A 22997-nucleotide genomic window follows, 5' to 3' on the forward strand; every position below is an offset into this window, starting at 1 on the left:
GGAGTGTGTATGCCTGTGCAACAGCAGGATCCCCGTCATGATCCTAACCGCGTGATCCGTGCCCCGCGCGGCACCGAACTGACCGCCAAGAGCTGGCTCACCGAGGCGCCGCTGCGGATGCTGATGAACAACCTGGATCCCGAGGTGGCCGAGCATCCCCAGTCGCTGGTGGTCTATGGCGGGATTGGCCGCGCCGCCCGCAACTGGGCCTGCTTTGACAAGATCGTCGAGGTACTGACCCGGCTCGATGAGGATCAGACCCTGCTGGTGCAATCCGGCAAACCGGTCGGGGTGTTCCAGACCCACAAGGATGCGCCGCGGGTGCTGATCGCCAACTCCAATCTGGTGCCGCACTGGGCCAACTGGGAGCACTTCAATGAGCTCGATAAGAAGGGCCTGATGATGTACGGCCAGATGACCGCGGGTTCATGGATCTATATCGGCACCCAGGGGATCGTGCAGGGCACCTACGAGACCTTTTTCGCGGTGGCCAATCAGCACTTCAACGGTGAACCCAAAGGGCGCTGGATCCTGACCGGTGGTCTCGGCGGCATGGGCGGCGCCCAGCCGCTGGCCGCCACCATGGCCGGCTTCTCGATGATCGCCGTGGAGTGCGACGAGACCCGCATCGATTTTCGTCTGCGCACCCGTTATGTGGACAAGAAGGCCCACAGCCTGGATGAGGCGCTGGCTATGATCGACGAGGCCAAGCAGAGCGGCAGCGCGGTCTCCGTCGGTCTGCTTGGCAACGCCGCCGACGTCTTCGCCGAGCTGGTGGCCCGTGGCATCACCCCGGATGTGGTGACCGACCAGACCTCTGCCCACGACCCGATCCACGGCTACCTGCCCCAGGGCTGGAGCGTGGCAAAGTGGCGCGAGCTGCAACAGAGTGCGCCGGGCGAGGTCAACAGCGCAGCCCGCCGCTCCATGGCTCGTCAGGTGGAGGCGATGCTGACCCTGCAAGAGCGCGGCGCGGCGACTCTGGATTACGGCAACAACATCCGTCAGATGGCGCTTGAGGAGGGGGTGACGAACGCCTTCGACTTCCCCGGCTTCGTCCCCGCCTACATTCGCCCGCTGTTCTGCGAGGGGATTGGGCCGTTCCGCTGGGTGGCCCTTTCCGGCGATCCGGAAGATATCTACAAGACCGATCAGAAGGTCAAAGAGCTGATCCCCGACGATCCTCACCTGCACAACTGGCTCGACATGGCCCGCGAGCGCATCGCGTTTCAGGGGCTGCCGGCGCGGATCTGCTGGGTCGGGGTCAAGGATCGGGTGCGGCTCGGTCTGGCCTTCAACGAGATGGTGAAAAACGGCGAGCTGAAAGCGCCCATCGTCATCGGTCGCGACCATCTGGATTCCGGCTCGGTGGCGAGCCCGAACCGCGAGACCGAGTCGATGATGGATGGCTCCGATGCCGTCTCCGACTGGCCGCTGCTCAACGCTCTGCTCAACACTGCCGGCGGCGCGACCTGGGTCTCCCTGCACCACGGCGGCGGGGTCGGTATGGGCTTCTCCCAGCACTCCGGCGTGGTGATCGTCTGTGACGGCTCCGATGACGCGGCCCGCCGCGTTGGTCGGGTGCTGCGCAACGATCCGGCCACCGGCGTGATGCGCCACGCGGATGCTGGCTACGAGATTGCCATCAACTGCGCCCGCGAGGCGAAACTGGTTCTGCCGATGATTGACGGCGCCAACGGTGTCAAAGGAAAGGTGTAACACCATGTTTGAATTGACTATTACTCCGGGCGAGCTGGATCTTTCCACCCTGCGCCGCGTCAGCCGCGAGCCGGTACATATTTCACTGGATCCGGCCGCGCTGCCGGGGATCCACGCCTCCGCTGCCGTAGTTACCAAGGTGATCGAGCAGAACCGGGTGGTGTATGGCATCAACACCGGTTTTGGCCTGCTGGCCAACACCCGCATTCCGGTAGAGCAGCTCGACGAGCTGCAGCGATCCATCGTGCTTTCCCATGCGGCAGGGATTGGCGAGTACATGGATGACGCCACCGTGCGGCTGATGATGGTGCTCAAACTCAACTCGCTGGCGCGGGGCTTCTCCGGCATCCGCCTGACGGTGCTGGAGGCCCTGATGACCCTCGTCAACGCCGAGGTCTACCCTGTGGTGCCGAAGAAAGGATCCGTCGGCGCCTCCGGCGATCTGGCGCCGCTGGCTCATATGAGCTGCCTGCTGATCGGGGAGGGCAAGGCCCGCCACAAGGGCGAGCTGATCGATGCCGCCACTGCGCTGAAAATCGCCGGGCTCGAACCCATCGCGCTGGCGCCCAAAGAAGGATTGGCGCTGCTCAACGGCACTCAGGCCAGCACCGCCTTTGCGCTGGAAGGGCTGTTCCACGCCGAGGATCTCTACGCCGGTGCTATCACCATAGGCGCCATGAGTGTGGAGGCCGCCCTTGGCAGCCGCCGGCCGTTCGATGCCCGCATCCACGAAGTGCGCGGCCAGCGCGGCCAGATCGACGCGGCCGCCTGCTATCGCCACCTGCTGGTGGACGGCAGCGAAATAGGCATGTCCCATCACAACTGCGAGAAGGTGCAGGATCCCTACTCATTGCGCTGCCAGCCGCAGGTGATGGGAGCCTGCCTGACCCAGATCCGCCAGGCCGCCGAGGTATTGGCGAGCGAGGCCAACGCGGTCTCCGACAACCCGCTGGTGTTTGCCGATGATGAGGAGATCATCTCCGGTGGCAACTTCCACGCAGAACCCGTGGCCTTCGCCGCCGACAATCTGGCGCTGGCCATCGCCGAAATCGGCTCGCTCTCCGAGCGGCGGATGGCGCTGCTCATCGACTCTCGGATGTCCGGTCTGCCGGCATTTCTGGTCAACAACGGCGGGGTGAATTCGGGCTTTATGATCGCTCAGGTCACCTCGGCGGCGCTGGCCTCCGAGAACAAGACCCTGGCCCATCCAGCCTCGGTAGACAGCCTGCCCACCTCCGCCAATCAGGAGGATCATGTCTCCATGGCGACCTTCGCCGGCCGTCGGCTGGCAGACATGGCGGAAAATACCCGCGGCATTCTGGCAGTCGAACTGCTGGCGGCAGCACAGGGGCTGGATTTCCGCGCGCCGTTGCGCAGTACCGAGCTGATCGAGCAGGCCAAGGGACGACTGCGGGCAGAGGTGAGCTTCTACGATAAGGACAGGTACTTCGCGCCGGACATCGAGGCGGCCGCCGCCCTGCTGGGCCGTGCCAGCTACAACGACCTGATCCCGGTCGGGGTACTGCCCAGCCTGTAAGCCTTGATCCCCTTTCTCTCCTGGCGGGAGAAGGGTTGGGAATGAGGGGGGAGCCGCTTCACTGGCGCCGGTGACTGCCGGGAGCAGATAACAAAAGACCGCCCAATCGGGCGGTCTTTGCGTTTCTGACGTTGGTTGAACGCGGTTATCCGTGTTCGAACATCAGGAACAGATAGACCACGAACAACACCAGATGGGTCGCACCATGGAGCACATTGGTGCGGCCGCTGCTGAAGGTTACTTTACAGACCATCAAGGTCGTGACCAGCAGTACCATATCGGCGGGGGAGAGGCCGAGGCGCACCTCCTGCCCCAGCATGGAGCCGATAAAGAGCACGGCAGGCACGGTGAGGGCGATGGTGGCCAACACAGAGCCGAAGTAGAGGTTCATTGCCCGCTGCAGCTGGTTGTTGAAGGCGGCCTTGATGGCGCCGACTGCTTCGGGGGCCAGCACGATGCAGGCCACGATAAAGCCGCCCAGTGCGGCGGGCGCGTCCATCACATGCACCCCGTAGTTGATGGGGATGGCCAGGGTCTTGGCCAGCAGGATCACCACCAGCAGGTAGGCGAGCAGCAGGATGGTGTGATAGACGTTGCTCTGCAGCGGGCCGTGGTGCTCCTCATAATCCTCGTGATCGCTGTCGACGAAGAAGTGGCTGTGGCTGCGGGTCTGGATGAGCAGAAAGACCCCGTAGAGCAGGATCGAGATGATGATCAGCATCCACGACATGGCGCGCGACATACTGCCGATTGCGCCACCCTCGGTGAAGTTGGGCAGCACCAGACAGAGCAGGGCCAGTGGGATGATGGCCACCAGATAGGATTTCACCCCGTCCAGATTGAAGCTCTGGGTGTGGTAGCGCCAGCCGCCAAACAGCAGGGTGAAGCCCACCAGACCGGTACTCACCAGCATCACTACCGCAAACATGGTATCGCGGGCCATGGTGGGGTTGGGCTCGCCGGTCAGCATCACCGAGGAGATCATCACCACCTCTAGCGAGATGACCGAGAGGGTGAGGATCAGGGTGCCGAAGGGCTCGCCCAGCTTGATGGCGAGGGCATCGGAGTGGCGCACCACCGAGAAGATGGCCCAGGTGACGATGGCCAATAGTGCCGCCGAAACAGGAAGATAGATCCCGAGCGGAGTTGTCTCTGTCAGCAGGTCACTGCCCAGGGTCTTGAAAAAGAGCAGGGTCAGCAGGCCAACGGGCAGGGCAATCTCTTGCCGGATAACTGTCTTCATAGGCAATGGTTCTCTATTGGGGGTCTTGACGACCGGATGACATAAACAGGCTGCACGGTTATCGGTTGCGCAATAACCGGCTCCTTATGATAAAGGTTGTTATCCCCGTCAGGGCAGATCATTTTGTTGCTGAATGTAAATAAGGGGTGGCAGGAGCCGCTTCGATTTCACCACTGAGCCGGGCTGGGTTACGGCGCTACCGCCAGCATCAACCTGATGATGTCGAACCGCTGGCCAAACTGTTTCGCGGCTAGATCCTGCCATCTCTGCGTTAGCTGGCCTTCTGGTGTTGCGACTGCCACTCCCGTTGCCAATGGGTCAGTATCTTCAGCGGCATGGGTTTGCCGAAGAAGTAGCCCTGGATCAGATAGACGCCGTGCTGGCTCAGATAGTCGACTTGCAACTGGCTCTCGACCCCTTCGGCGATCATCTCCATGCCCGATTCCCGACCGAAGACGATGATGGCATCCAGTACGCTGCGCTTGAGGTCGTTGGTGCCTATGGTATCGACGAACATCTTGTCGATCTTGATCTGGCGGATCCCCAAGCTCTGCAGGTAGGCAAAGCCGCCGTAGCCGGTACCAAAATCATCCAGCTTGAAGTGATACCCCATCTGTTGCAGCAGGGTGATCTCCTCGGTGGCCGCCTTGATGTCGAGGATCGGCTTGCGCTCCGTCAGCTCGAAGGTGAGCCGGGCGGGTGAGGGGTTTTGGCTGTGAGCGAGCAGGGTGCGCAGCAGGGGCTGCTCGATATGGGCCGCCACCAGATTGACGCTGACCCACTGCTCCGGTGCCAGCTGCGGCAGGTCAGTGATCACCTGCTCCAGCAACTGTTCGGTCATCGGCAGGATCAGTCCCTGCTCCTCTGCATATTCGATAAAGGTGCCCGGGGGGATCAGCTCGCTTCCCCGCTGCCAGCGCAGCAGTGCCTCGAATCCCACCACTTGGTGGGTACGGGCATCCACGATCGGTTGGTAGAGGGGAATAAATTCCTTGCGTATCAATCCTGTTTGCAGCAGTCCCTTGAGGGAGCGCCGATAGCTGCGCAGCAGCCAGTATGTGACGCTTAACAGGGCGCCGAGCGCGATACCGAACCAGAGACCGTAGTGATTGAGTTGGTCATGGGCATATTGCTCCAGCGCTTTTCCCGCCCAGACCGTCTGTTTGGTGAGTTCATTGGGATCGAAGAAACTCAGGCTGATATTGCTCTCTTCCTGTTTGATCTCTTGGTCGCCACGGGGAAAGTGGACTGTGCTTGCATCGGTATCCTGTCGGCTGAACTCTAGATAGAAGCAGTGGCTGCAGGGATGTTGCAGCAGGTCGTGGCTCCAGCTGTTATCCAGCACCCAGTAGGCGAGGTTGCCGCCGGAGCGGTAAAAAGCCACCACCTCCTGTTCGGTATTGTATTTGGCCACGGTGGCGGTAATCCCCAGTTTGCCGAACGTCTGCCCGCTGTCTTGGATCTCCTTGAGTAGCGGGATCCCCACCCCCAGGCTGGAACAGCTGTTGCCGGAGGCGAGTTCCAGCCCCTGCAGACGGATATGAGTGCTGTAGAAGCGAGGATCGCGCAGCAGCTCCATGTCTTTGGCGCCGCAGTTGAACTCAAATTGTGCCAGTTGTTTGTTGATGGCGGCATCCAGCTCCCGGTGGCGTATTGCCATGGCTCCCTTGAGCTCGGCAACCTTCTTTTCCAGCAGATAAAAGGCCATCGGCTTGGCAAACCACAGGCCGAGAAACTGGCTGCCCACGACAGGCAGGGCGAACAGCAACAGAGCGATCCAGACGGGTGATTTACGCAAAGGAAGTACCTGCCAGTTTCATGAGACACAAATGGACTTAGCCATCATAGAGCATTAGTGCAATCAATTTGAGTCCGAGTTGTCACACTTGTTGATTGATTTTTTAACTGCATGATTTTAAATGTGTTTATTATTAACTTTGGCTAGATTCAATCGCTGACCTGTCATAAATGACAATTGCTCAACTTATCCGAACTGCTTTAGAGTACCCCTGCGGTTTGACTCACCGTGTGTTCAATACTCCTGTATCTGTTTTTTGTCAGTAGCACAGAGTGTTAGTTTTGATATGAGTGTTCCTTTTGGTCCCTTTTGAGGGACCATTTTTCTGTCTGCTATCTTCCCCTGCTCCACCTGTGTACCTTCCTTGGTATTCTCCCGCTGCTTTGGGTATGCTGCCCCGCTTAAATTACAGAAGCGGGATCCCCGTCCATAGTGATGGCCACAGCGCCACTGCTACCATGAATTCCAATGGATGATGCCGGGCACACGGAAAGGCACATGAAACTCACAACACATCTTGTCTCGTTTATTACCTTGTGCGTGATCGCTGCCATGGCGACCGTGCTGATTGGCGGGGTGTTCAGCTTTCGCGAGCTGGGCATGGAGTTGCAGCAAAAGAAGGTCGATGCGCTGGTCGAGGTGATCGACAAGCAACTCGACGTTGCTCACGGTATGGAGGATATGAGCCGCTGGTTGCCCACCTTGCTGCGGGCGGCTCATGTGGTGGAGCTGGAGGTGCGCCAGAATGACCAGCGGGTCTACTGGTTCCGTGACGTACAGCGTCCGGTTGATGAACCGCTGCTGGTGCCATACAGCCATCCGCTGCCCCATCAGGCTGGCATGCAGGCCAGCTTCAAGCTGGAGCGCCCCTTCAAGGAGGCGGAGTACTCCATCAAGGCGATGTCGGGCATCTCGTTCGGGATCTTCATCGTGGTGTTCGGTCTCTGGTACTCCATCCGCTGGTTGCGTCAGCAGTTGCGCGGCGCCGAGCTGCTGGGCATTCGCGCCCAGCTGATCCTCGATGACAAGCTCTCCAAACTAAGCCATGACCCCGCCGAAGAGTGGCCGGTGGCCGCCAGTCAGGCCCTCGATCATCTGCTCGCCGAGCTGGCGGATGCCCGCAAGGAGCGCAGCCGCTTCGACAACTTCATTCGCAGCAACGCCTTCGTCGACAAGATGACCGGCATCGGCAACCGCCTCTTCTTCGATAACCGGCTCGAGAGCGCTATCATGGAGGCGAGCGTGATGAGTGGCGGTGTCTTGCTGATTGAACTCGCCTGTCTGGAAGAGCTGGAAGCGGAGCAGTTCGAGCTGCAGGGGCATGATCTGCTGCTGGAGGCGAGCGCCGTGATCAGTGCTTTTGTGCGCAAGCATAACGGTGCCTTGCAGGCTCGTTATGCCGGACATGTCTTTGCGGTATTGTTGCCCAACATGTCGGAGAGCGAGATGGTGGACAGTGCCAGCCAGCTGCTCAAAAGTCTGCAACGGCTACACTGGCCGCAGCAGGTCAATCCGGAGACGGCCATCTATATCGGGGCTGTCTGCTACCAGGCGCAAGACACTCTGCTCAAGGTGCAGGAGGAGGCCGAGCTGGCCCTCAAGAGTGCACGTCTGCAGGGGCACAACGGCTGGTTCCTCTATGAAAAGCAGCTGGACGAGGAGCAGAGCAGCAAGGGGACGGTGCGCTGGCGCACCCTCATCAGTCGCCGTCTTGAAGAGCAGGGGATCGATTTTTATACCCAACCGGTCCAGCAGGATCGGGATCAGGTGGTACTGCAGCAGGATCTGCTCACCTATATCCACGATGAGCAGGGGCGGGAACTGCAAGCAGGGATCTTCATGCCAATGGCGGAGAAGGTGGGCCTGCTGCTGCAACTGGATCGGCTGGTGGCGGAGCAAACGCTGGTGTTGCTGCGCCAGCGTTCCGAGCAGAGCTGTCCCATCACTCTGACCCTGAGTGCCCAGAGTCTGCTCAACCGCGAGTTCCAGCGCTGGCTCTTCTTCGCCCTGTTCCAGCTGCCGCGCAGCATCAACGAGCGGTTGATCCTGCAGCTCTCGGAGGCTCAGGTCACACGCCACTTCGAAGCACTCAAGCGGCCGCTGCGCTCCCTGCGGATGCTGGGCTGCCAGCTGGCCATCGATCATGCTGGCCAGGATGTGGTGAGCACCCAGTACATCAAGGAGTTCGAGATCAACTTCCTCAAGCTGCACCCCAGCCTGGTGCGGGAGATTCACGCCCGACAGGTGAACCAGATGGCGGTCCGCAGTCTGGTGGGGGGCTGCGCCAATACCCGTACCCGGGTGCTGGCGGTGGGGGTAGAGAGTGGCGATGAGTGGAAGATGCTGCGCCACCTCGGGGTGCATGCCGGGCAGGGGCCCTGGTTTGCCGAGCCACGCCGGTTGGTGCAGGAGTCGGCTGGTGATTGAGATAAATGAGAGAGGGTCGTCGTGGGGCGACCCTCTCTCGTTTTCGGTTGCCGTCAGGCGGGGCTCACAGTCGCCCCTGCTCCCGCAGTCCGGCCAATCCCTGCATGCCGCCGGTATGGATAAAGACAATCTTGCTGCCGGGGGCGATGCGGCCCGCAGCCAGCTCGCGAAACAGCCCCCACATCGCCTTGCCGCTGTAGATGGGCTCCAAAGGCAGACCTGTTTCGGCGCTGAAATCTTGAACCCACTGCCAGAGGGCCGGGCTGAATTTGGCGTAGCCACCATCGTGGTGATCGAGTGCGACCCGCCAGCCGGGGATGCTGGCGGCAGCGGGATGGAGGCGACACACCTCGTCAGCGATAAAGCCGCCTCCTTTCAGTACCGCAATGGCGAGGATCTGCTCCCGGTCCTGTTTGCCAGCGATTAGGCCCGCCAGGGTGCCGCCGCTGGCACAGGGCAGTACCCAGAGATCCGGCGAGAAGGGTACCTCGCCGACCAGTTCGGCAACCCCGGGGATAGCCAGCGGGCTGCTGCCCCCTTCCGGCACGATCAGGGTATCGGGTGCATCGAATTGGGCCAGCCAGTCGGGATCCTGGCGACGGCGGTAACTCTGGCGGTCGACGAAAACGAGATCCATACCCCAGCGTCTGGCATCCCTCAGGGTGGTATTGCTGACGGCATCAGATTCGCCCCGTATGATACCGGTAGTTCGAAGGCCAGATTGGCACCCTGCTGCTGCCAGTGCATGGATGTGATTGGAGTAGGCGCCGCCAAACGAGAGTAGATGCCGTTTGCCGTGCTCTCTGGCATGAAGCAGGTGGTATTTGAGCTTGCGCCACTTGTTGCCGGAGATGGTCGGATGGATCAGATCATCCCGCTTGCACCAGAGTTCGACGCCGTAGCGGGTCAGCAACGGGTGGTGGAGGGGGTGCAGGGGGGAGGGCAGGATAGCTGACCCCTCTGGCTCGGCTGGAAGGCTGGCTTGCAATGGTGAGTCCGTCTTTTATATAGAGGCTAATCTGCTGTTTATGTTAATATTTCATACATTTAATCACTATTGATGGGCGGGCTTACATGAAAAAACTGTTCAGACGGTCGACGCCAAGCCGCCAGGTCGGGCTCTTGTTGGCCAATGACAGGATCATGCTGGCTGCAGTGGGCAATCCCCCCGTCTTCGCGACGCGCACCATCAACGGCCCACAGGAGTGGGCTGTGGCCATGAACGAGCTGTTCAGCCGTTATGGGCTGGCCAAGTCTAAAGTGCGGGTAGCCCTCGCCGCCAGTCTTTATCAACAGATCCAGATCGACAAGCCCGCCGTGCCCGACGCCGAGATGGCGGGGGCGCTCCCCTGGGCCATCAAGGACTATGTCAGCGAACCCGTGCTGCAACTGGCGATGGATTATGTGGACTTGCCCACCCCGCCTGCCGGTCGTCCGCGCATCAATGTGATCTGCCTGCCCAAGAGCCGGGTGCAACAGCTGGCCGATGCCATCAACGGCATCGCCACCCTGCAATCCATCATCAGCGACGAGCTGGCGCTCACCTCTCTCTATGAAGCGGATGACACTGTGCGCATGCTGCTGTGGCAGCCCAAGGGGCAGGATCTGCAACTGCTGGTCTTCCATCAGGGGGGGCTCTGCTTCTCCCGCCAGCTGCGCGGTTTCACCAGCCTGACCGGCGAACATGAGCCTGACGCCATGCTGCTCGATTCACTGGCGCTGGAGATCCAGCGCTCCCTCGACTATCTGGCGGGCCAGCTCAAATTGCCCGAGCTGGGGCAGATGCAGTTTGCCGTCGCTTCGCCCTTTATCGGTACCCTGGTGCGTCACATGGAGCAGACCTTCGGCTTTGCCGTCTCCGCCATGGCCAACAAGGCGGTGCTGGCCGGCGTCGAATACCTCTCGGCTTATGCTGCCGCATTGGGGGATGATCAATGAGAGTGTTATTCCCCCTTGCTGCCATGGTCAACAAGACAATGTTGCTGGCTGGCGTCGAATACCTTTCTGCCTACGCAGCCGCCATCGGGGAGGATGCGTGATGAAACGTCAGATAAACCTCTATGGTGCCGAGTTTCGTCCCAAGCGGCAGTGGGCCAGCCTCAATCAGATGGCGTTGGTATGGGGTGTTGCGCTGTTGCTGATCCTGCTGACGGCTATCGGTTACAGCTGGCAGCAGCAGCAGGTCAGCCGGGCGCTGGCGCAACGCACCGCCGAGCTGGAGCTCAAGCGCAGCGAGGCCAGACGCCTCGATGCCGAGCTGGCGCGCCATCAGGCGGATCCCCGGCTGCAACAGCAACTGGTCAATAAACGGGATGAGCTGACCGCCAAGCAGGGGCTGATGCGTCAGCTCGGTAGCCTGTCTCTGCAAAAATCCCAGGGCTATGCCAGCGTGATGGCGGATCTCTCCCGCATTCGCAGCAGCAACCTCTCGTTGCAGCGCATCGAGATCAACGAAGGGCGGATCAACCTCTCCGGTTTTGCCGGACGCAGTCAGGATGTGCCGGCCTGGGTCAACCGCTTCAAGCAGACCCCGAGTCTGGTAGGCAAGGAGTTTGGTGAACTGACCCTCGGCCGTGACGAGGAGGGTCGTCTGACCTTCCAGTTGAGCGGCATCGCGCGGGAGAAACCCTGATGAACCTGAAAGCACAATGGCAGGCGTGGGGCCAGCGTATCGCCCTGTTGAGCCAGCGGGAGCGGGTGTTGATCCTGCTGACCGGTCTGGTTTTGCTGGGCGCTGGCAGCATCTACGGTTGGCTCGATGGCGCCGATACCCGCCTGCAGCAGGATCGCATGGCCCTGAGCGCCGCCGAGCGCGACCTCGAGATCATGGAGCTGGAGAACCTCGGCAAACTGGCTCGGCTCAAGCGGGATCCCAATCAGGGCGTTCGCGACCAGCTGGCGCAGGTCGAAGCGGATCTGGCCCGGATCGACGATGAGCTGAAGGCCCAGACCGTCGATCTGATCCCGGCGCACGAGATGCCGCAGGTGCTGGAGGCGCTGCTCTCCCGCTCCGCCAACCTTCACATGCTGGCGCTCAGTTCGCTGGAGCCGACCCCGCTGATGGCGGGAGAACAGAAGGTCAATCTCTACAAACATGGTATCCGGCTTCAGCTTGAAGGTGGCTATTTCGATGTTTATCAATATCTTAAAGCGCTGGAAGCCTTGCCGCGCCACTTTTACTGGAAGCAGTTCGACTACCGGGTCAAATCCTATCCCGGCGCGGTGGTGGAGATGGAGATCTACACCCTGAGTACCAGCAAGGAGTTTATCCGTGGCTAGAGTGTTTGCGTTGTGCTGTTGCCTGTTCAGCTTGCTGGTAAAGGCGGAGCAGGTCGAGGTATTGCAGGATCCCACCGCACCGCTGGAGGACGTGGCGATTGGCGCCCGTGCGACCGGCGAGAGCAACACCGGTTTACCGAAGCTGCAGAGTGTGGTGCTGGGCAATGGCCCGGCGCTGGCGGTGCTCAATGGCAAGAGTTATCGGGTCGGGCAACAGGTGGATGGCTATACGCTGGTGGCCATCACGGCAGATGCCGTGGTGCTGGAAAAGGCGGGCAAACGCCACGCGGTCACACTCTTTGCCAGCAAGATCCGGGTTTGAGTCGTGCTTGCCTTTCGAGAGGTGGAGCGGCTTTATCGAGTTTAATTGCAAGTCAGGGTGCTCTAATTACATGAAAAAACACCGTCTCTGTCTGATCACCATGGCCATGATGGCCGCAGGCTGTACCACGTATCAGCACCCCGAGCCGACCCAGGCCAAGGATGCTCTCAAACAGGCCATGAACGAACAGCAGAAGCAGGCTGCCCCGCTGACCGCCTTGCCCAAATCGGTGCAGAGTGAATTGCTGCAGCTGAACCGGCCGCAGATGCCGGTCGGCATGCCGGAGAAGCGGCTGCGCATCGCGGCTCACGACGTGGAGGCGGTGGAGTTTTTCGGTTCCCTGTTCAAGGGCTCCCGCTACAGCGTGGCGGTTCATCCCGGGGTGGCCGGGCTGGTCTCGGTCGAGCTCAAGGATGTGACCCTGCCGGAGGTGCTGGCGGTGGTAGGTGACATGTATGGCTTCGACGTGCAGCGCAAGGGCAATGTCTTCCACATCTATCCGGCGGGTCTGCGCACCGAAACCATTCCGGTCAACTATCTGATGATGTCCCGCCGTGGCCTCTCCCGCACCTCGGTCAGCACAGGCGGGGTGACGGCCAATGACAGCAATAACAGCAGCGACAGCAGTTTTGACAGTGCATCGAACAACAACAGCACCAATAACTCCTCCAGCAACAACTCGAGCGGTGACAACAGCAACGGTACCCGGATCGAGACTGACACCAACAGCGACTACTGGACCGATCTGCGCGACTCCCTGCAGACCCTGATTGGCACGGGTGATGGTCGCGCCGTGATCACCAGCCCGCAGGCGGGTCTGGTCACTATTCGCGCCTATCCGAAGGAGCTCAAGGCGGTACGTGAATTCCTCAATCAATCCGAGAGTCACCTCAAGCGCCAGGTGGTGCTGGAGGCGCGGATCATCGAAGTCGCCCTCAACGAAGGGTATGAGCAGGGGGTTGACTGGAGCGGTCTCTCCGCCAGTTGGGATGGCGGCAAGGGTATTACCGGCGGCCAGTCACTTGCCAAGACCCAGCTGCCCACCACCCCCAACCAGATCTTCAGTGCGCTGGGCGGCGGCGCCGGTTTCACGATCTCTGATGGCAACTTCGAGGTGGCGGTCAACCTGCTCAAGACCCAGGGCGATGTGAATACCCTCTCCAGCCCCCGTGTCACCGCGACCAACAACCAGAAGGCGGTGATCAAGGTGGGGACGGACGAATATTTCGTCACCAATGCATCGACAACAACCGTGAGCACGACGAGCGGTGACCGAACAACTCCCAATGTAGAGTTGACCCCTTTCTTCTCAGGTATTTCTTTGGATGTAACACCACAGATCGATGAAGAGGGGAAGGTGCTGCTGCATATCCATCCCTCCGTTATCGATACTGAAGAACAAACCAAGACCATAAAGGTGACAGACAGCGATACGCTGGTGTTGCCGTTGGCGAAAAGCTCCATTCGAGAGTCCGATACCGTAGTGCAGGCCAATAACGGCGACATTATCGTCATCGGTGGTCTGATGAAGACCGACAAGCAGGAGATCGTCAGCAAGGTGCCGCTGCTGGGAGATATTCCCTGGGTGGGCGAAGCCTTTACCAATCGTCGCGAGAGCACCAAGAAGGTGGAGCTGGTGATCATGCTCAAACCGACCGTGGTGGAGAAAGATACTTGGCAAAACGAGCTGCAGCGTTCCGCAGATCTGCTCGACAAGTGGTATCCGGCGAAGGGGTAAGCCATGAGCTGGCGATTGGCATCTTTCCATTCCGCCGTACTGCGGGCCGAGGCTCGCGGTCGCAGGTTCCCCGTACTGGCTGGTGAGCGCCCATGTACCTGAGCCACTTCGGCCTGCAGGAGGCGCCGTTCGGCCTCACCCCCAATACCGGCTTCTACTACGGCCTGCCCCCTCACGAGGAGGCGCAACAGGTGCTCAATTGGGCGCTGGCGCAAGGGGAGGGATTTATCAAGGTGACCGGCGAGGTGGGTACCGGCAAGACCCTGCTCTGCCGAAAACTGCTGAGCGAGCTGGGCTCGGAAGAGTGCCCGGTGCGGCTCGCCTGGTTGCCCAATCCCCACCTCAGCCCGGCCGAGCTGCGCACAGCGCTGGCGCTGGAACTGGGGTTGTCGGTGCGGGAGCAGAGTGAGCTGGATCTTACCGATCGCATCCATCGTCACCTGATCAGCCTGCACCAGCAGGGCAGTCGGGTGGTGGTGCTGATCGATGAGGCCCAGGCGCTGCCTGACGAGACTCTGGAGGCGATTCGCCTGTTTGGCAATCTCGAGACCGAATCGAGCAAGCTGCTGCAGATTGTGCTGTTCGGCCAGCCGGAGCTGGATATCAGACTGGCCAGGCCCCACCTGCGCCAACTGCGCCAGCGGATCGGCTTTTCATACTGCCTGCGCCCGCTGCGCTTTGACGAGACCCGCGCCTATCTGGAGCACAGATTGCAGGTCTCCGGCTACCGCGGGGCACCACTGTTTGCCGGCCGCGCCATGCGGATGCTGTGGCGGGCCTCGCGAGGGATCCCGAGACTTATCAACATCCTGGCGCACAAGTGCCTGATGCTGGCCTACGGTCAGGGGAGGCGCCGGATCGATAGCCGTCTGGTGAGGCTCGCCATTCGCGATACCGACGATGCCAGCCGCTTTGCGCCATTGCGCTGGTGGCCCCTGTTACTGTTACTGTTGCTGGGGTGCGCCCTGGCTTATGGAGTCTGGCCATGAGCGTTATCAACCAGATGCTGAAAGATCTGGATCGGCGCCAGCAAGGCGCCGAGGGAACTGCCGTCTATATTGCCCCTGCGCGCCAGCAGGGGTGGTGGATGTTGCTGCTGACCCTGATCTGTGGTCTGGCATTGGGGATCCTCGGTTGGCGCACCTGGATCTACTGGCAGCAGACACACCCTGTCGTCGCCGCCAGCGAAGTGGTGGTTCCCGATGTGGTGACACGGGCCGCCGAGCCAGTCAATCCGCCCGAGCCGGTCGCAGTGGCCGCTGCGCTGCCGTTGCCGGGTGGGGATGAGAGAGTGGCTGATACCGCTGGCGGGCAGGTAGAGGGAGAGATGGCCGATGGTGCCCCCTTTGATGCCTCCAGCGATGTTGACGATTCGGAGCCGACCGATGAAGAGCTGCAGCCCGAGCTATACGCCGAACTGGCGGCAGAGCAGCAGGCTGTCGCCAGCGCCCCGCGTAAACCGGGCATATTGAAGATCGAGACGGTCGAGCTGTCGGCCAAGGAGCTGGCGGCACTGGCGGAGCGCAAGGCGACGACCGCCATGGCCAAGGGAAGCCTGCGGGATGCGCAGGACAACTACTATCAGGTGCTGGCCCACGATCCCTATAACCAGGGGGCGCGCGAGCAACTGGCGGGGTTGCTCTACGGCGAGGGGCGCCTGACCGAGGCGCGCCAGCTGCTGGAGGAGGGGATCCGGCTCGATCCCCAACAGGCCGATTTTCGTCTGCTGCTGGCCCGTCTTGCCATCAACGAGGGGCAGCAACAGCAGGCGCTTGGCTGGTTGTCCGGTTATCAACCTGATCTTGCCAGCAACCTGGACTATTACGCCACTTGGGCGGGTCTGACCCAGGAGCTGGGTCAAAATGCCGATGCGGCGGCGCTCTATGTGAAGCTGCTGCGCCAGCAGCCGGATCAGGGCCGCTGGTGGCTTGGTCTCGGTGTCGCCGAGGATGGTCAGGGGCACAGCCAGCGGGCACTCGATGCCTATCGCAACGCCCTGCTGCACGGCAATCTCGGCGAGGCGTCGACCAACTGGCTGGAACAACGAATTGGCCAACTAACCCCTTGATAAACAGCAGGTTCGATTAGCGAAGCAGAATCGGATGCGGCAACGGGTATGAAGTAACAGAGATCGGAGCAGACATGGCACAACCCAGACTGAAAATGCGCCTCGGCGACCTGCTGGTACAAGAGCAGATCATCTCTGATGATCAGCTGCAGCTTGCCCTGCAGCAGCAGCGTCAGACCGGCCGCAAGCTGGGCACCACCCTCATCGACCTCGGCTTTATCAGCGAGGTGCAGCTGTTGCAGTTCCTCGCCCGCCAGCTGGATGTGCCCTTCTTCGATCTTAACAACCTCACCATCGACGCCGCCGCGGTGCCGCTGCTGCCCGAAGTGCAGGCGCGTCGCTATCGTGCGCTGGCCGTCAACCTTACCGACGACAAGGTGACGGTAGCGATGTCGGATCCTGCGGATCTGAGCGCACTGGATGCCGTCGCCGCCTTGCTCAGCCCGCGCATCATGGTGCTGGCGGTGGCGCGGGAAGGGCAGTTGCTGGAGTATTTCGACCGCCTCTATCGCCGGACTCGCGAGATTGAGAGTTTCGCCGAACAGCTGCAGGAGGAGTATCAGGACTCCGGCTTCGAGCTGGGCTCCAGCAATCTGGGGGCTAACGACGAGGGGGAGGCGACGGTGGCCAAGCTGCTGCGCTCCCTGTTCGAGGATGCGGTGCAGGTGGGGGCGTCGGATATCCACATCGAACCGGACGAAAAAGTGCTGCGTATTCGCCAGCGGATCGACGGCATCCTCCACGAGAACATCCTCAACGAGGTGCGCATCGCCCAGGCGCTGGTGCTGCGTCTCAAGCTGGTGGCGGGGCTCGATATCTCCGAGAAGCGCTTGCCGCAGGATGGCCGTTTCAACATGAAGGTGCGCGGTCGCGATGTGGATGTGCGGATGTCCACCATGCCGGTGCAGTATGGCGAGTCTGTGGTGATGCGTCTGCTGGATCAATCCTCTGGCATCCTCTCGCTGACCGAGACCGGCATGCCGCCTGAGATCCTGACCCGTTTCCGTCGCCAGCTCAAACGGCCGCACGGGATGATCCTGGTGACCGGCCCGACCGGTAGCGGCAAGACCACCACCCTCTATGGCGCTCTCTCCGAGCTCAACCAGTCCAGCAACAAGATCATCACGGTGGAAGATCCGGTGGAGTATCGTCTCTCCCGCGTCAATCAGGTGCAGGTCAACCCCAAGATCGGCCTCACCTTCTCCAACGTGCTGCGCTCCACCCTGCGTCAGGATCCGGACATCCTGCTGGTGGGTGAGATGCGGGACAACGAAACGGTTGAGATCGGTCTGCGTGGCGCCATCACTGGTCACCTGGTGCTGACCACCTTGCACACCAACGATGCGGTTACCAGTGCCTTGCGCCTTATCGACATGGGGGCGCCCGGCTATCTGGTGGCGAGCGCCCTGCGGGCGGTGGTCGCCCAGCGGCTGGTGCGGCGGGTATGTGAGCACTGCGTCGAGGAGAAGGCGCCGGACGAAGGGCAGGCCACCTGGCTCACCGTGCTCTCCGGCGAGGCGCCTGGCCAGCATACCTATCACAAGGGCCGGGGTTGCCAGAGCTGCAACTTTACCGGTTATTCCGGCCGGATCGGGGTCTACGAGCTACTGGAGCTGGATCAGCCGATGATGGATGCCCTGCGCCGCAACGATGCGGAAGGGTTCGCCAAGGCGGCCCGTCAACACGAACACTACCGGCCGCTGGCCCTCACTGCCCTCGATTATGCCCGTCAGGGGATCACCTCGGTGGATGAGGTGTTGCGACTGGCCGAGGATTTGGGGTAAGCGATGGCTAACTTTGCTTACAAGGGGCGTGACAGCCAGGGCAACGCCACCAGTGGCGTGGTCGAAGCGGCCAACGAGATGGCGGCCGCCGAGCAGCTGATGCGCCGTGGTGTGATGCCCACCGAGCTCAAACCGGGCAAGGCCAAGTCCGCCGCCATCGACTGGTCACTGTTGCTGGAAGGTGGCGTCAAGCTGGATGAGCTGGTGATCTTCAGCCGCCAGATGTATGCCCTGACCCGGGCCGGGATCCCGATCCTGCGTGCCATCGCCGGGTTGGAGGAGAGTACCCACAGCAAGCCGCTCAAGCGGGCGCTTCACTCGCTGGGGGAAGATCTTGGCAACGGTCGCCCGCTCTCCAGCTCGATGCAGGCGCACCCCAAGGTATTCAGCAGCCTGTTCGTCGCCATCATCCATGTGGGTGAGAACACAGGTCAGCTGGAAGAGTCCTTTTTGCAGCTCGCCAACTATTTCGAGCTGGAGCTGGAGACTCGCAAGCGGATCAAGACCGCGATGCGCTACCCCAGCTTCGTGATGATCGCCATCGGTATCGCCATGGTGATCCTCAATATCATGGTGATCCCGGTGTTTGCCGGCATGTTCGCCAAATTCGGGGTGGAGTTGCCGCTGGCGACCCGCATTCTGCTCGCCACCTCGCACTTTTTTGTCAACTACTGGTGGCTGCTGCTCGCTATTCTGGCGGGGATGGTGTTCGGTTGGCGCCGCTGGGTCGCCACCACCAAGGGCAAGCTGACCTGGCACCGCTGGCAGCTCAAGTTGCCGATCGTCGGCACCATCATAGAGCGCTCCCTGCTGGCCCGTTTTGCCCGCAGTTTTTCCATGATGCTCAAGGCAGGGGTGCCGCTGAACACCGCGCTGACCCTGGTGGCCGATGCGGTGGATAACGCCTATATGGCGGGGCGGGTACGGGATATGCGCGCCGGTATCGAGCGGGGCGAGAGCCTGCTTCGCACCGCCAGCAGCAGCGGCCTGTTCACCCCGCTGGTGATGCAGATGATCGCCGTGGGTGAGGAGACCGGTCAGGTCGATGACCTGCTGCACGAAGCGGCCGAGTATTACGAGCGCGAGGTGGATTATGACCTCAAGAGTCTCACCGCCCGCATCGAGCCGATCCTGATCGGGATCGTGGCAGTAATGGTGTTGATCCTGGCGCTGGGTATCTTCACGCCTATGTGGGACATGATGAGGGCCGTAAGAGGCAAGTAACCCCGTATCTTCACGCCAGAATGGTGGGACATGATGCGAGCGGGATGTGAGTGGTTCGTAGCAAGTAACTCGGCATCTTCACACCTGAGTGGCTGGGCATGATGAGCGTCGTAAGAGGCAATAGGGCGAGGGAGTCGAGGAGTGGATGAACAGACAGACACAACAGGATGATCGCTGGCTGGCCGGATATCGGCAGATCGCCGTGATAATCCTGCTGATGGTGATCGTCACGACCCTGGTGCGCAGCTATCAGATCAACCGGGAGGAGGCGCAACAGCTTTCGCTCACCCTGCTGGGGGAGCAATTTGCGGAGCGGGCACAGCGTTTGCACGGGATCTGGCTGAATGAACGGCGCCCCGACACCCTGCATAGCGCGGGTCATGGTTGGCAATTTGATGAGCGTGGCTGGCCACTCGGACTGTTGCCCCTGCAATCACCATCAGAAAATTGTCGTCAGTTGTGGCTGGCGTTGGTGGGAGAGACGGAGGGGGGCATGCCACCCTTGCAGTTTCTGGCCCGCCCCGATGGCAGCGGGTGCGAGATGGGGTGGGATGGTTATTGGCTGGTTTATCTGTTTTCCGACGGGCGAGTGATTAAAAAGCCTTGAATGAGGCTAATCATATGACCCAACTACATGATTTTTTTAGGTCTGCATGAAATAATATCGGCCATTACCAAGGGAGCATGAAAATGAAACCAATGGCACCATCAATGCCAAATAACGGGATGACAAGAGTGACCGCCGGCTTCTCCCTGATTGAGCTGGTGATCGTTATCGTGATCCTGGGGATCCTGGCGGTAACAGCGTTGCCCCGTTTTCTGGATGTAACCGACGAGGCGAAAAAGGCCAGCGTCGAGGGCGTCTCGGGTGGTTTTGCAACAGGAGTGTCGCTAGTGCGGGCCCAGTGGGAAGCGGAAGGGCGCGCCAAACAGGATAGCCTCAATACCGTGCTCTATGACGGCAGCCGCTTCTATCTGACCACGCCGACCGATGCCCAGATCAGCAACGGCGAGTTGTCTCCCGGCTATCCCATGGATACTGCGGCCAGCGGCAATCCGGATGTGGATCCGGCCAATCTGAGCGCAGAGCGTTGTCTCAAGATTTGGGAGGGGTTGCTGCAAAACCCGCCCAAGGCTACGGCCAACTTCAATGAAGTACGCGGTAGCGGCAATGACCTGAAATACTATGCCACTGTGAGCAGTAATGGACTGGATTCGGTCTGTCGTTACTATCTGGTCAATAGTTTGAGTAAGGGCAGCGATGGCAAGTATCAGGATCCGCAAGGCAGTACTGATGCATTCATGAGTTTCAGTTACCGTCCGGCGTCCGGTCAGGTGACTACCAACATCAATTGACAGAGGAAAGTGAAATGAAAAAACAGGCGGGTTTTACCCTGATCGAACTGGTTATCGTGATCATTATTCTGGGTATTCTGGCGGTCACCGCTGCACCCAAGTTCCTGAATCTGCAGGATGATGCGCGTAAAGCAGCTGCTGATGGGGTCAAAGCATCACTACAGAGTGCGGCTCAGATGATTTACAGTAAGGCGGCTATCCAAGGTATTGAAAACTCTTCTGCGGCAGTCTCTGTTGCTGGCACTACCGTCGATGCCAAGTATGGCTATCCGACAGTAGGTACCATTGCAAACGCCGTTACTTTAGATGGGTGGGATGAAGTATCTGCATCCAAAGGGACCTTCAAGCCCAAGGCGGCTGGCAATAACGCTAATTGCCAAGTTAAATACAATGAGGCCACTTCAGCCGCTGCATTCAGTGTTGATGTGACAGGTTGTAGCAACTGATTGAATTATCAAGCGAGGCTTTGGCCTCGCTTTCTTCTTTCCCCCTATGAGAAAAACCATGCCTGCAACCAAGGGCTTTACCCTGATTGAACTGGTTGTGGTGATCCTGTTACTCGGGATTCTCGCCGCCTTTGTCGTGCCCAAATGGCTGGGCAAAGGCGGCGTTGAAACTCAAACTGTGCGTGATGAACTGCTGACCCGTCTACGGTTGGTACAGACCGTCAATATGCATGAGCCTGCCAACCGCTGTACCCTGCTGGTGGTCGCCTCTCCCCGTTTTGCCCACCGTACTTATGCGGCGTGTCCCGCCAGCGATGATCTGGGCAGTGGTTGGACCGATAACCTGCGCACCCGTGGTCGGCTGGTGACCGCCTCTGACGGAATCACGCTTTCCCTGAACAGCAACAGAAGCTTCGTACTCCGCTTCGATCAGATGGGCAGACCGCTAGGCAGCTGTGCCAACGGTTGTACCTTGCTGGTGAGTGATGGTCGCGAAACCAGCCGCATCCAGATTGAGTCTGAGGGGTATATCCATGAGATCCCTTAAGCGCGGCTTTACCCTGATTGAGCTGATCGTTGGCATAGTGCTGCTGGCGGTGGCCTTGACCGGCATATTGGGGTTACTCATCAATCAGGCGCCGCAGGCGGTAGACCCGGTGCAGCAGGTACGCGCCGCCCAGCTGGCCCAGCGCCTCTCCGGCGAGATCCTGCAAAAGTCGTTTGATGAACATTCGGATCATAATGGTGGCCGTTATCGTTGTGGCGAGCAGGTGGCGGGGGTGAACATAGCTCCCTGCTCCGGCAGTTATGGCCCCGATGGTGAGCCGGCTCCCTACGCCTATAACGATGTGGATGACTTCGATACTGCGGGAAACTGGCGGGATGCCAGCTGGTTTACCCAGACGGCGGCGGGGATCAGCGGCGAGGAGTATCGCAACTATCAGGTCAGGATTGCGGTCAGCGCCGTCGATTTTAGCGATGGCACCTTCAAGAGTTGTACCGCACCCTGTTCTGTGGGCAAGCGGATTGATCTGCAGATCAAGCTGCCGGATGAGAGCGTACTCGACTTCTCCTTCTACCGGGGGAACTACTGATGAATCGTTCCGCTGTCGGGTGTTGCCTGCCTGTCCGAAAGTCCGCTCCTGTAACCACTTCCGGCTTCCGATTATGTCTGGCGGCTAGTCGAACTTACCGTAAACCTGGGGGTAACAGTGGCTTTACCCTGGTCGAGCTGGTGATGGTGATCCTGCTGCTGGGCATCATGGCGACATTTACCAGCCAGTTTATCGGCATCGGCAGCCAGATCTATGGTGATGCCAGCAGTCGTGAACAGTTGATGAGCGATGCCCGTTTCGCCATGGAGCGGCTTAACCGCGAACTGCGCGATGCGGTGCCAGGATCGGTGCGGATCGAGACGCTTGATGGTACCTGGGTTGACTCGGGGGCTTGCCTGCGGTTCTGGCCTATCAGCACCTCCAGCCGCTATCTGGCACTTAACCGTGCCATGTCGGGGAGCACGGCTACCCTTGAGCTGGTGATGGCGACTCCGGCTTCTGCTGCCAGCCCGTCGAGTGCAGATCCGTTAGCCGTCGGCAAAGGTGACTGGATGATCGTTTTCCCGGTACCTGACCCAAGTGCAGGGTCGCTGCTGAGCAATTGTGAATATGGCCGCTGTGTGGCCAGGGTTGCTGATGTGCTGGCGCCCGTCTCCGGCGCACAAACGATCCGCTATACCAATAGCGAGAGTCTGGCTGGCCTCTCTCCCGGTAGCCGTGTCTACTTTGCCAATCAACAGGTACGTTATTGCGTTGATGGGGGCACCCTCACTCGTGCCAGTGCCGCAATCGGTGCTCCTTTACCTGCGCAAGGCGTGCTGATGGCAGAGTCGCTCCGCGCTGGCGGTTTCTATCGGGAAACATCGGCATTCAACGCGGAAGGGGAGTTTGGCATGCGGTTCTTGTTCGAACGCAAGGGGGAGTCGGTCACCTTTAGCCACAAGATCGAGGTGTTCAATGTCCCGTGATGCACTCCCGGCAGGACGGATGCGTGGTAGCGC

The 22997-nt window shown here is 60.3% G+C and carries 21 protein-coding genes; 18 read left to right on the forward strand and 3 right to left on the reverse strand.

The genetic code is table 11. The features are described 5' to 3' along the window. Window positions 1-9 precede the first annotated feature (9 nt). Window positions 10-1719 (forward strand): urocanate hydratase, encoded by a 1710-nt coding sequence (gene hutU / locus G5221_RS08620; protein WP_421263105.1) that lies wholly within the window; start codon window positions 10-12, stop codon window positions 1717-1719. 4 nt (window positions 1720-1723) lie between these two features. Then, a complete protein-coding gene (gene hutH, locus G5221_RS08625) occupies window positions 1724-3256 on the forward strand; it encodes a histidine ammonia-lyase (protein WP_202004193.1) in 1533 nt (510 codons plus the stop codon). 145 nt (window positions 3257-3401) lie between these two features. Here hutH and G5221_RS08630 read toward each other — a convergent pair whose 3' ends face one another. Together G5221_RS08630 and G5221_RS08635 are read right to left on the reverse strand one after the other, a co-directional pair. Then, complete coding sequence (locus G5221_RS08630; RefSeq protein WP_202004197.1) at window positions 3402-4499, reverse strand: calcium:proton antiporter; 1098 nt, start codon at window positions 4497-4499, stop codon at window positions 3402-3404. A 271-nt stretch (window positions 4500-4770) separates the two neighbouring features. Next, window positions 4771-6297: an EAL domain-containing protein gene (locus tag G5221_RS08635; RefSeq protein ID WP_202004200.1), complete on the reverse strand. Its 1527-nt coding sequence runs from the start codon at window positions 6295-6297 to the stop codon at window positions 4771-4773. A gap of 498 nt (window positions 6298-6795) precedes the next feature. On the opposite strand from G5221_RS08635, the gene G5221_RS08640 reads away from it, so the two are divergent. Next, complete coding sequence (locus G5221_RS08640) at window positions 6796-8724, forward strand: EAL domain-containing protein (protein ID WP_421263106.1); 1929 nt, start codon at window positions 6796-6798, stop codon at window positions 8722-8724. A gap of 64 nt (window positions 8725-8788) precedes the next feature. On the opposite strand, the gene G5221_RS08645 is transcribed toward G5221_RS08640, so the two are convergent. Continuing rightward, window positions 8789-9712 (reverse strand): 1-aminocyclopropane-1-carboxylate deaminase/D-cysteine desulfhydrase, encoded by a 924-nt coding sequence (locus G5221_RS08645; protein WP_216952742.1) that lies wholly within the window; start codon window positions 9710-9712, stop codon window positions 8789-8791. Between the two features lie 86 nt (window positions 9713-9798). Between G5221_RS08645 and G5221_RS08650 the strand changes: the two genes are divergently transcribed. From G5221_RS08650 to G5221_RS08720, 15 genes are all read left to right on the forward strand, one after another. Next, entirely contained in the window at window positions 9799-10662 is an 864-nt protein-coding gene (locus tag G5221_RS08650; protein WP_421205609.1) for an MSHA biogenesis protein MshI, read from the forward strand. A gap of 100 nt (window positions 10663-10762) precedes the next feature. Then, a complete protein-coding gene (locus G5221_RS08655) occupies window positions 10763-11356 on the forward strand; it encodes a PilN domain-containing protein (RefSeq protein WP_128834786.1) in 594 nt (197 codons plus the stop codon). After that, a complete protein-coding gene (locus tag G5221_RS08660) occupies window positions 11356-12003 on the forward strand; it encodes an MSHA biogenesis protein MshJ (protein ID WP_421223050.1) in 648 nt (215 codons plus the stop codon). Before G5221_RS08655 ends, G5221_RS08660 begins: the two co-directional genes overlap by 1 nt. Beyond that, window positions 11996-12325 (forward strand): SctD/MshK family protein, encoded by a 330-nt coding sequence (locus tag G5221_RS08665; RefSeq protein WP_421223048.1) that lies wholly within the window; start codon window positions 11996-11998, stop codon window positions 12323-12325. Before G5221_RS08660 ends, G5221_RS08665 begins: the two co-directional genes overlap by 8 nt. Before the next feature lie 70 nt (window positions 12326-12395). Further along, the gene (mshL, locus tag G5221_RS08670) at window positions 12396-14063 is read left to right on the forward strand and encodes a pilus (MSHA type) biogenesis protein MshL (protein WP_421223046.1); all 1668 of its coding nucleotides are present in this window, start codon (window positions 12396-12398) and stop codon (window positions 14061-14063) included. A 92-nt stretch (window positions 14064-14155) separates the two neighbouring features. Continuing rightward, entirely contained in the window at window positions 14156-15052 is an 897-nt protein-coding gene (locus G5221_RS08675; RefSeq protein ID WP_216952746.1) for an ExeA family protein, read from the forward strand. Continuing rightward, window positions 15049-16131 carry a tetratricopeptide repeat protein gene (locus tag G5221_RS08680; RefSeq protein ID WP_266134568.1) on the forward strand — a complete coding sequence of 361 codons (1083 nt, stop codon included), beginning with the start codon at window positions 15049-15051 and terminating at the stop codon, window positions 16129-16131. Before G5221_RS08675 ends, G5221_RS08680 begins: the two co-directional genes overlap by 4 nt. 74 nt (window positions 16132-16205) lie before the next feature. Next, entirely contained in the window at window positions 16206-17915 is a 1710-nt protein-coding gene (gene mshE / locus G5221_RS08685; RefSeq protein WP_005348611.1) for an MSHA fimbrial ATPase MshE, read from the forward strand. Between the two features lie 3 nt (window positions 17916-17918). Next, window positions 17919-19139, forward strand: a complete 1221-nt coding sequence (locus G5221_RS08690) for a type II secretion system F family protein (RefSeq protein WP_005340027.1) — start codon at window positions 17919-17921, stop codon at window positions 19137-19139. Window positions 19140-19284: 145 nt separating this feature from the next. Continuing rightward, complete coding sequence (locus G5221_RS08695) at window positions 19285-19746, forward strand: hypothetical protein (RefSeq protein ID WP_421208886.1); 462 nt, start codon at window positions 19285-19287, stop codon at window positions 19744-19746. Window positions 19747-19823: 77 nt separating this feature from the next. Next, window positions 19824-20495, forward strand: a complete 672-nt coding sequence (locus G5221_RS08700) for a prepilin-type N-terminal cleavage/methylation domain-containing protein (RefSeq protein WP_106844142.1) — start codon at window positions 19824-19826, stop codon at window positions 20493-20495. A 14-nt stretch (window positions 20496-20509) separates the two neighbouring features. Continuing rightward, complete coding sequence (locus tag G5221_RS08705; protein ID WP_319920144.1) at window positions 20510-20941, forward strand: prepilin-type N-terminal cleavage/methylation domain-containing protein; 432 nt, start codon at window positions 20510-20512, stop codon at window positions 20939-20941. Between the two features lie 58 nt (window positions 20942-20999). Beyond that, the gene (locus G5221_RS08710; protein ID WP_128834795.1) at window positions 21000-21488 is read left to right on the forward strand and encodes a type II secretion system protein; all 489 of its coding nucleotides are present in this window, start codon (window positions 21000-21002) and stop codon (window positions 21486-21488) included. After that, entirely contained in the window at window positions 21475-22035 is a 561-nt protein-coding gene (locus G5221_RS08715; RefSeq protein WP_106844145.1) for a prepilin-type N-terminal cleavage/methylation domain-containing protein, read from the forward strand. Before G5221_RS08710 ends, G5221_RS08715 begins: the two co-directional genes overlap by 14 nt. Continuing rightward, on the forward strand, window positions 22035-22964 hold the full coding sequence (locus G5221_RS08720) for a PilW family protein (RefSeq protein WP_421208885.1): 930 nt from the start codon (window positions 22035-22037) through the stop codon (window positions 22962-22964). Before G5221_RS08715 ends, G5221_RS08720 begins: the two co-directional genes overlap by 1 nt. Window positions 22965-22997 lie beyond the last annotated feature (33 nt).

It is taken from the genome of Aeromonas sp. 602200, assembly GCF_049173895.1.
GTDB classification, from domain to species: Bacteria; Pseudomonadota; Gammaproteobacteria; order Enterobacterales; family Aeromonadaceae; genus Aeromonas; species Aeromonas veronii_A.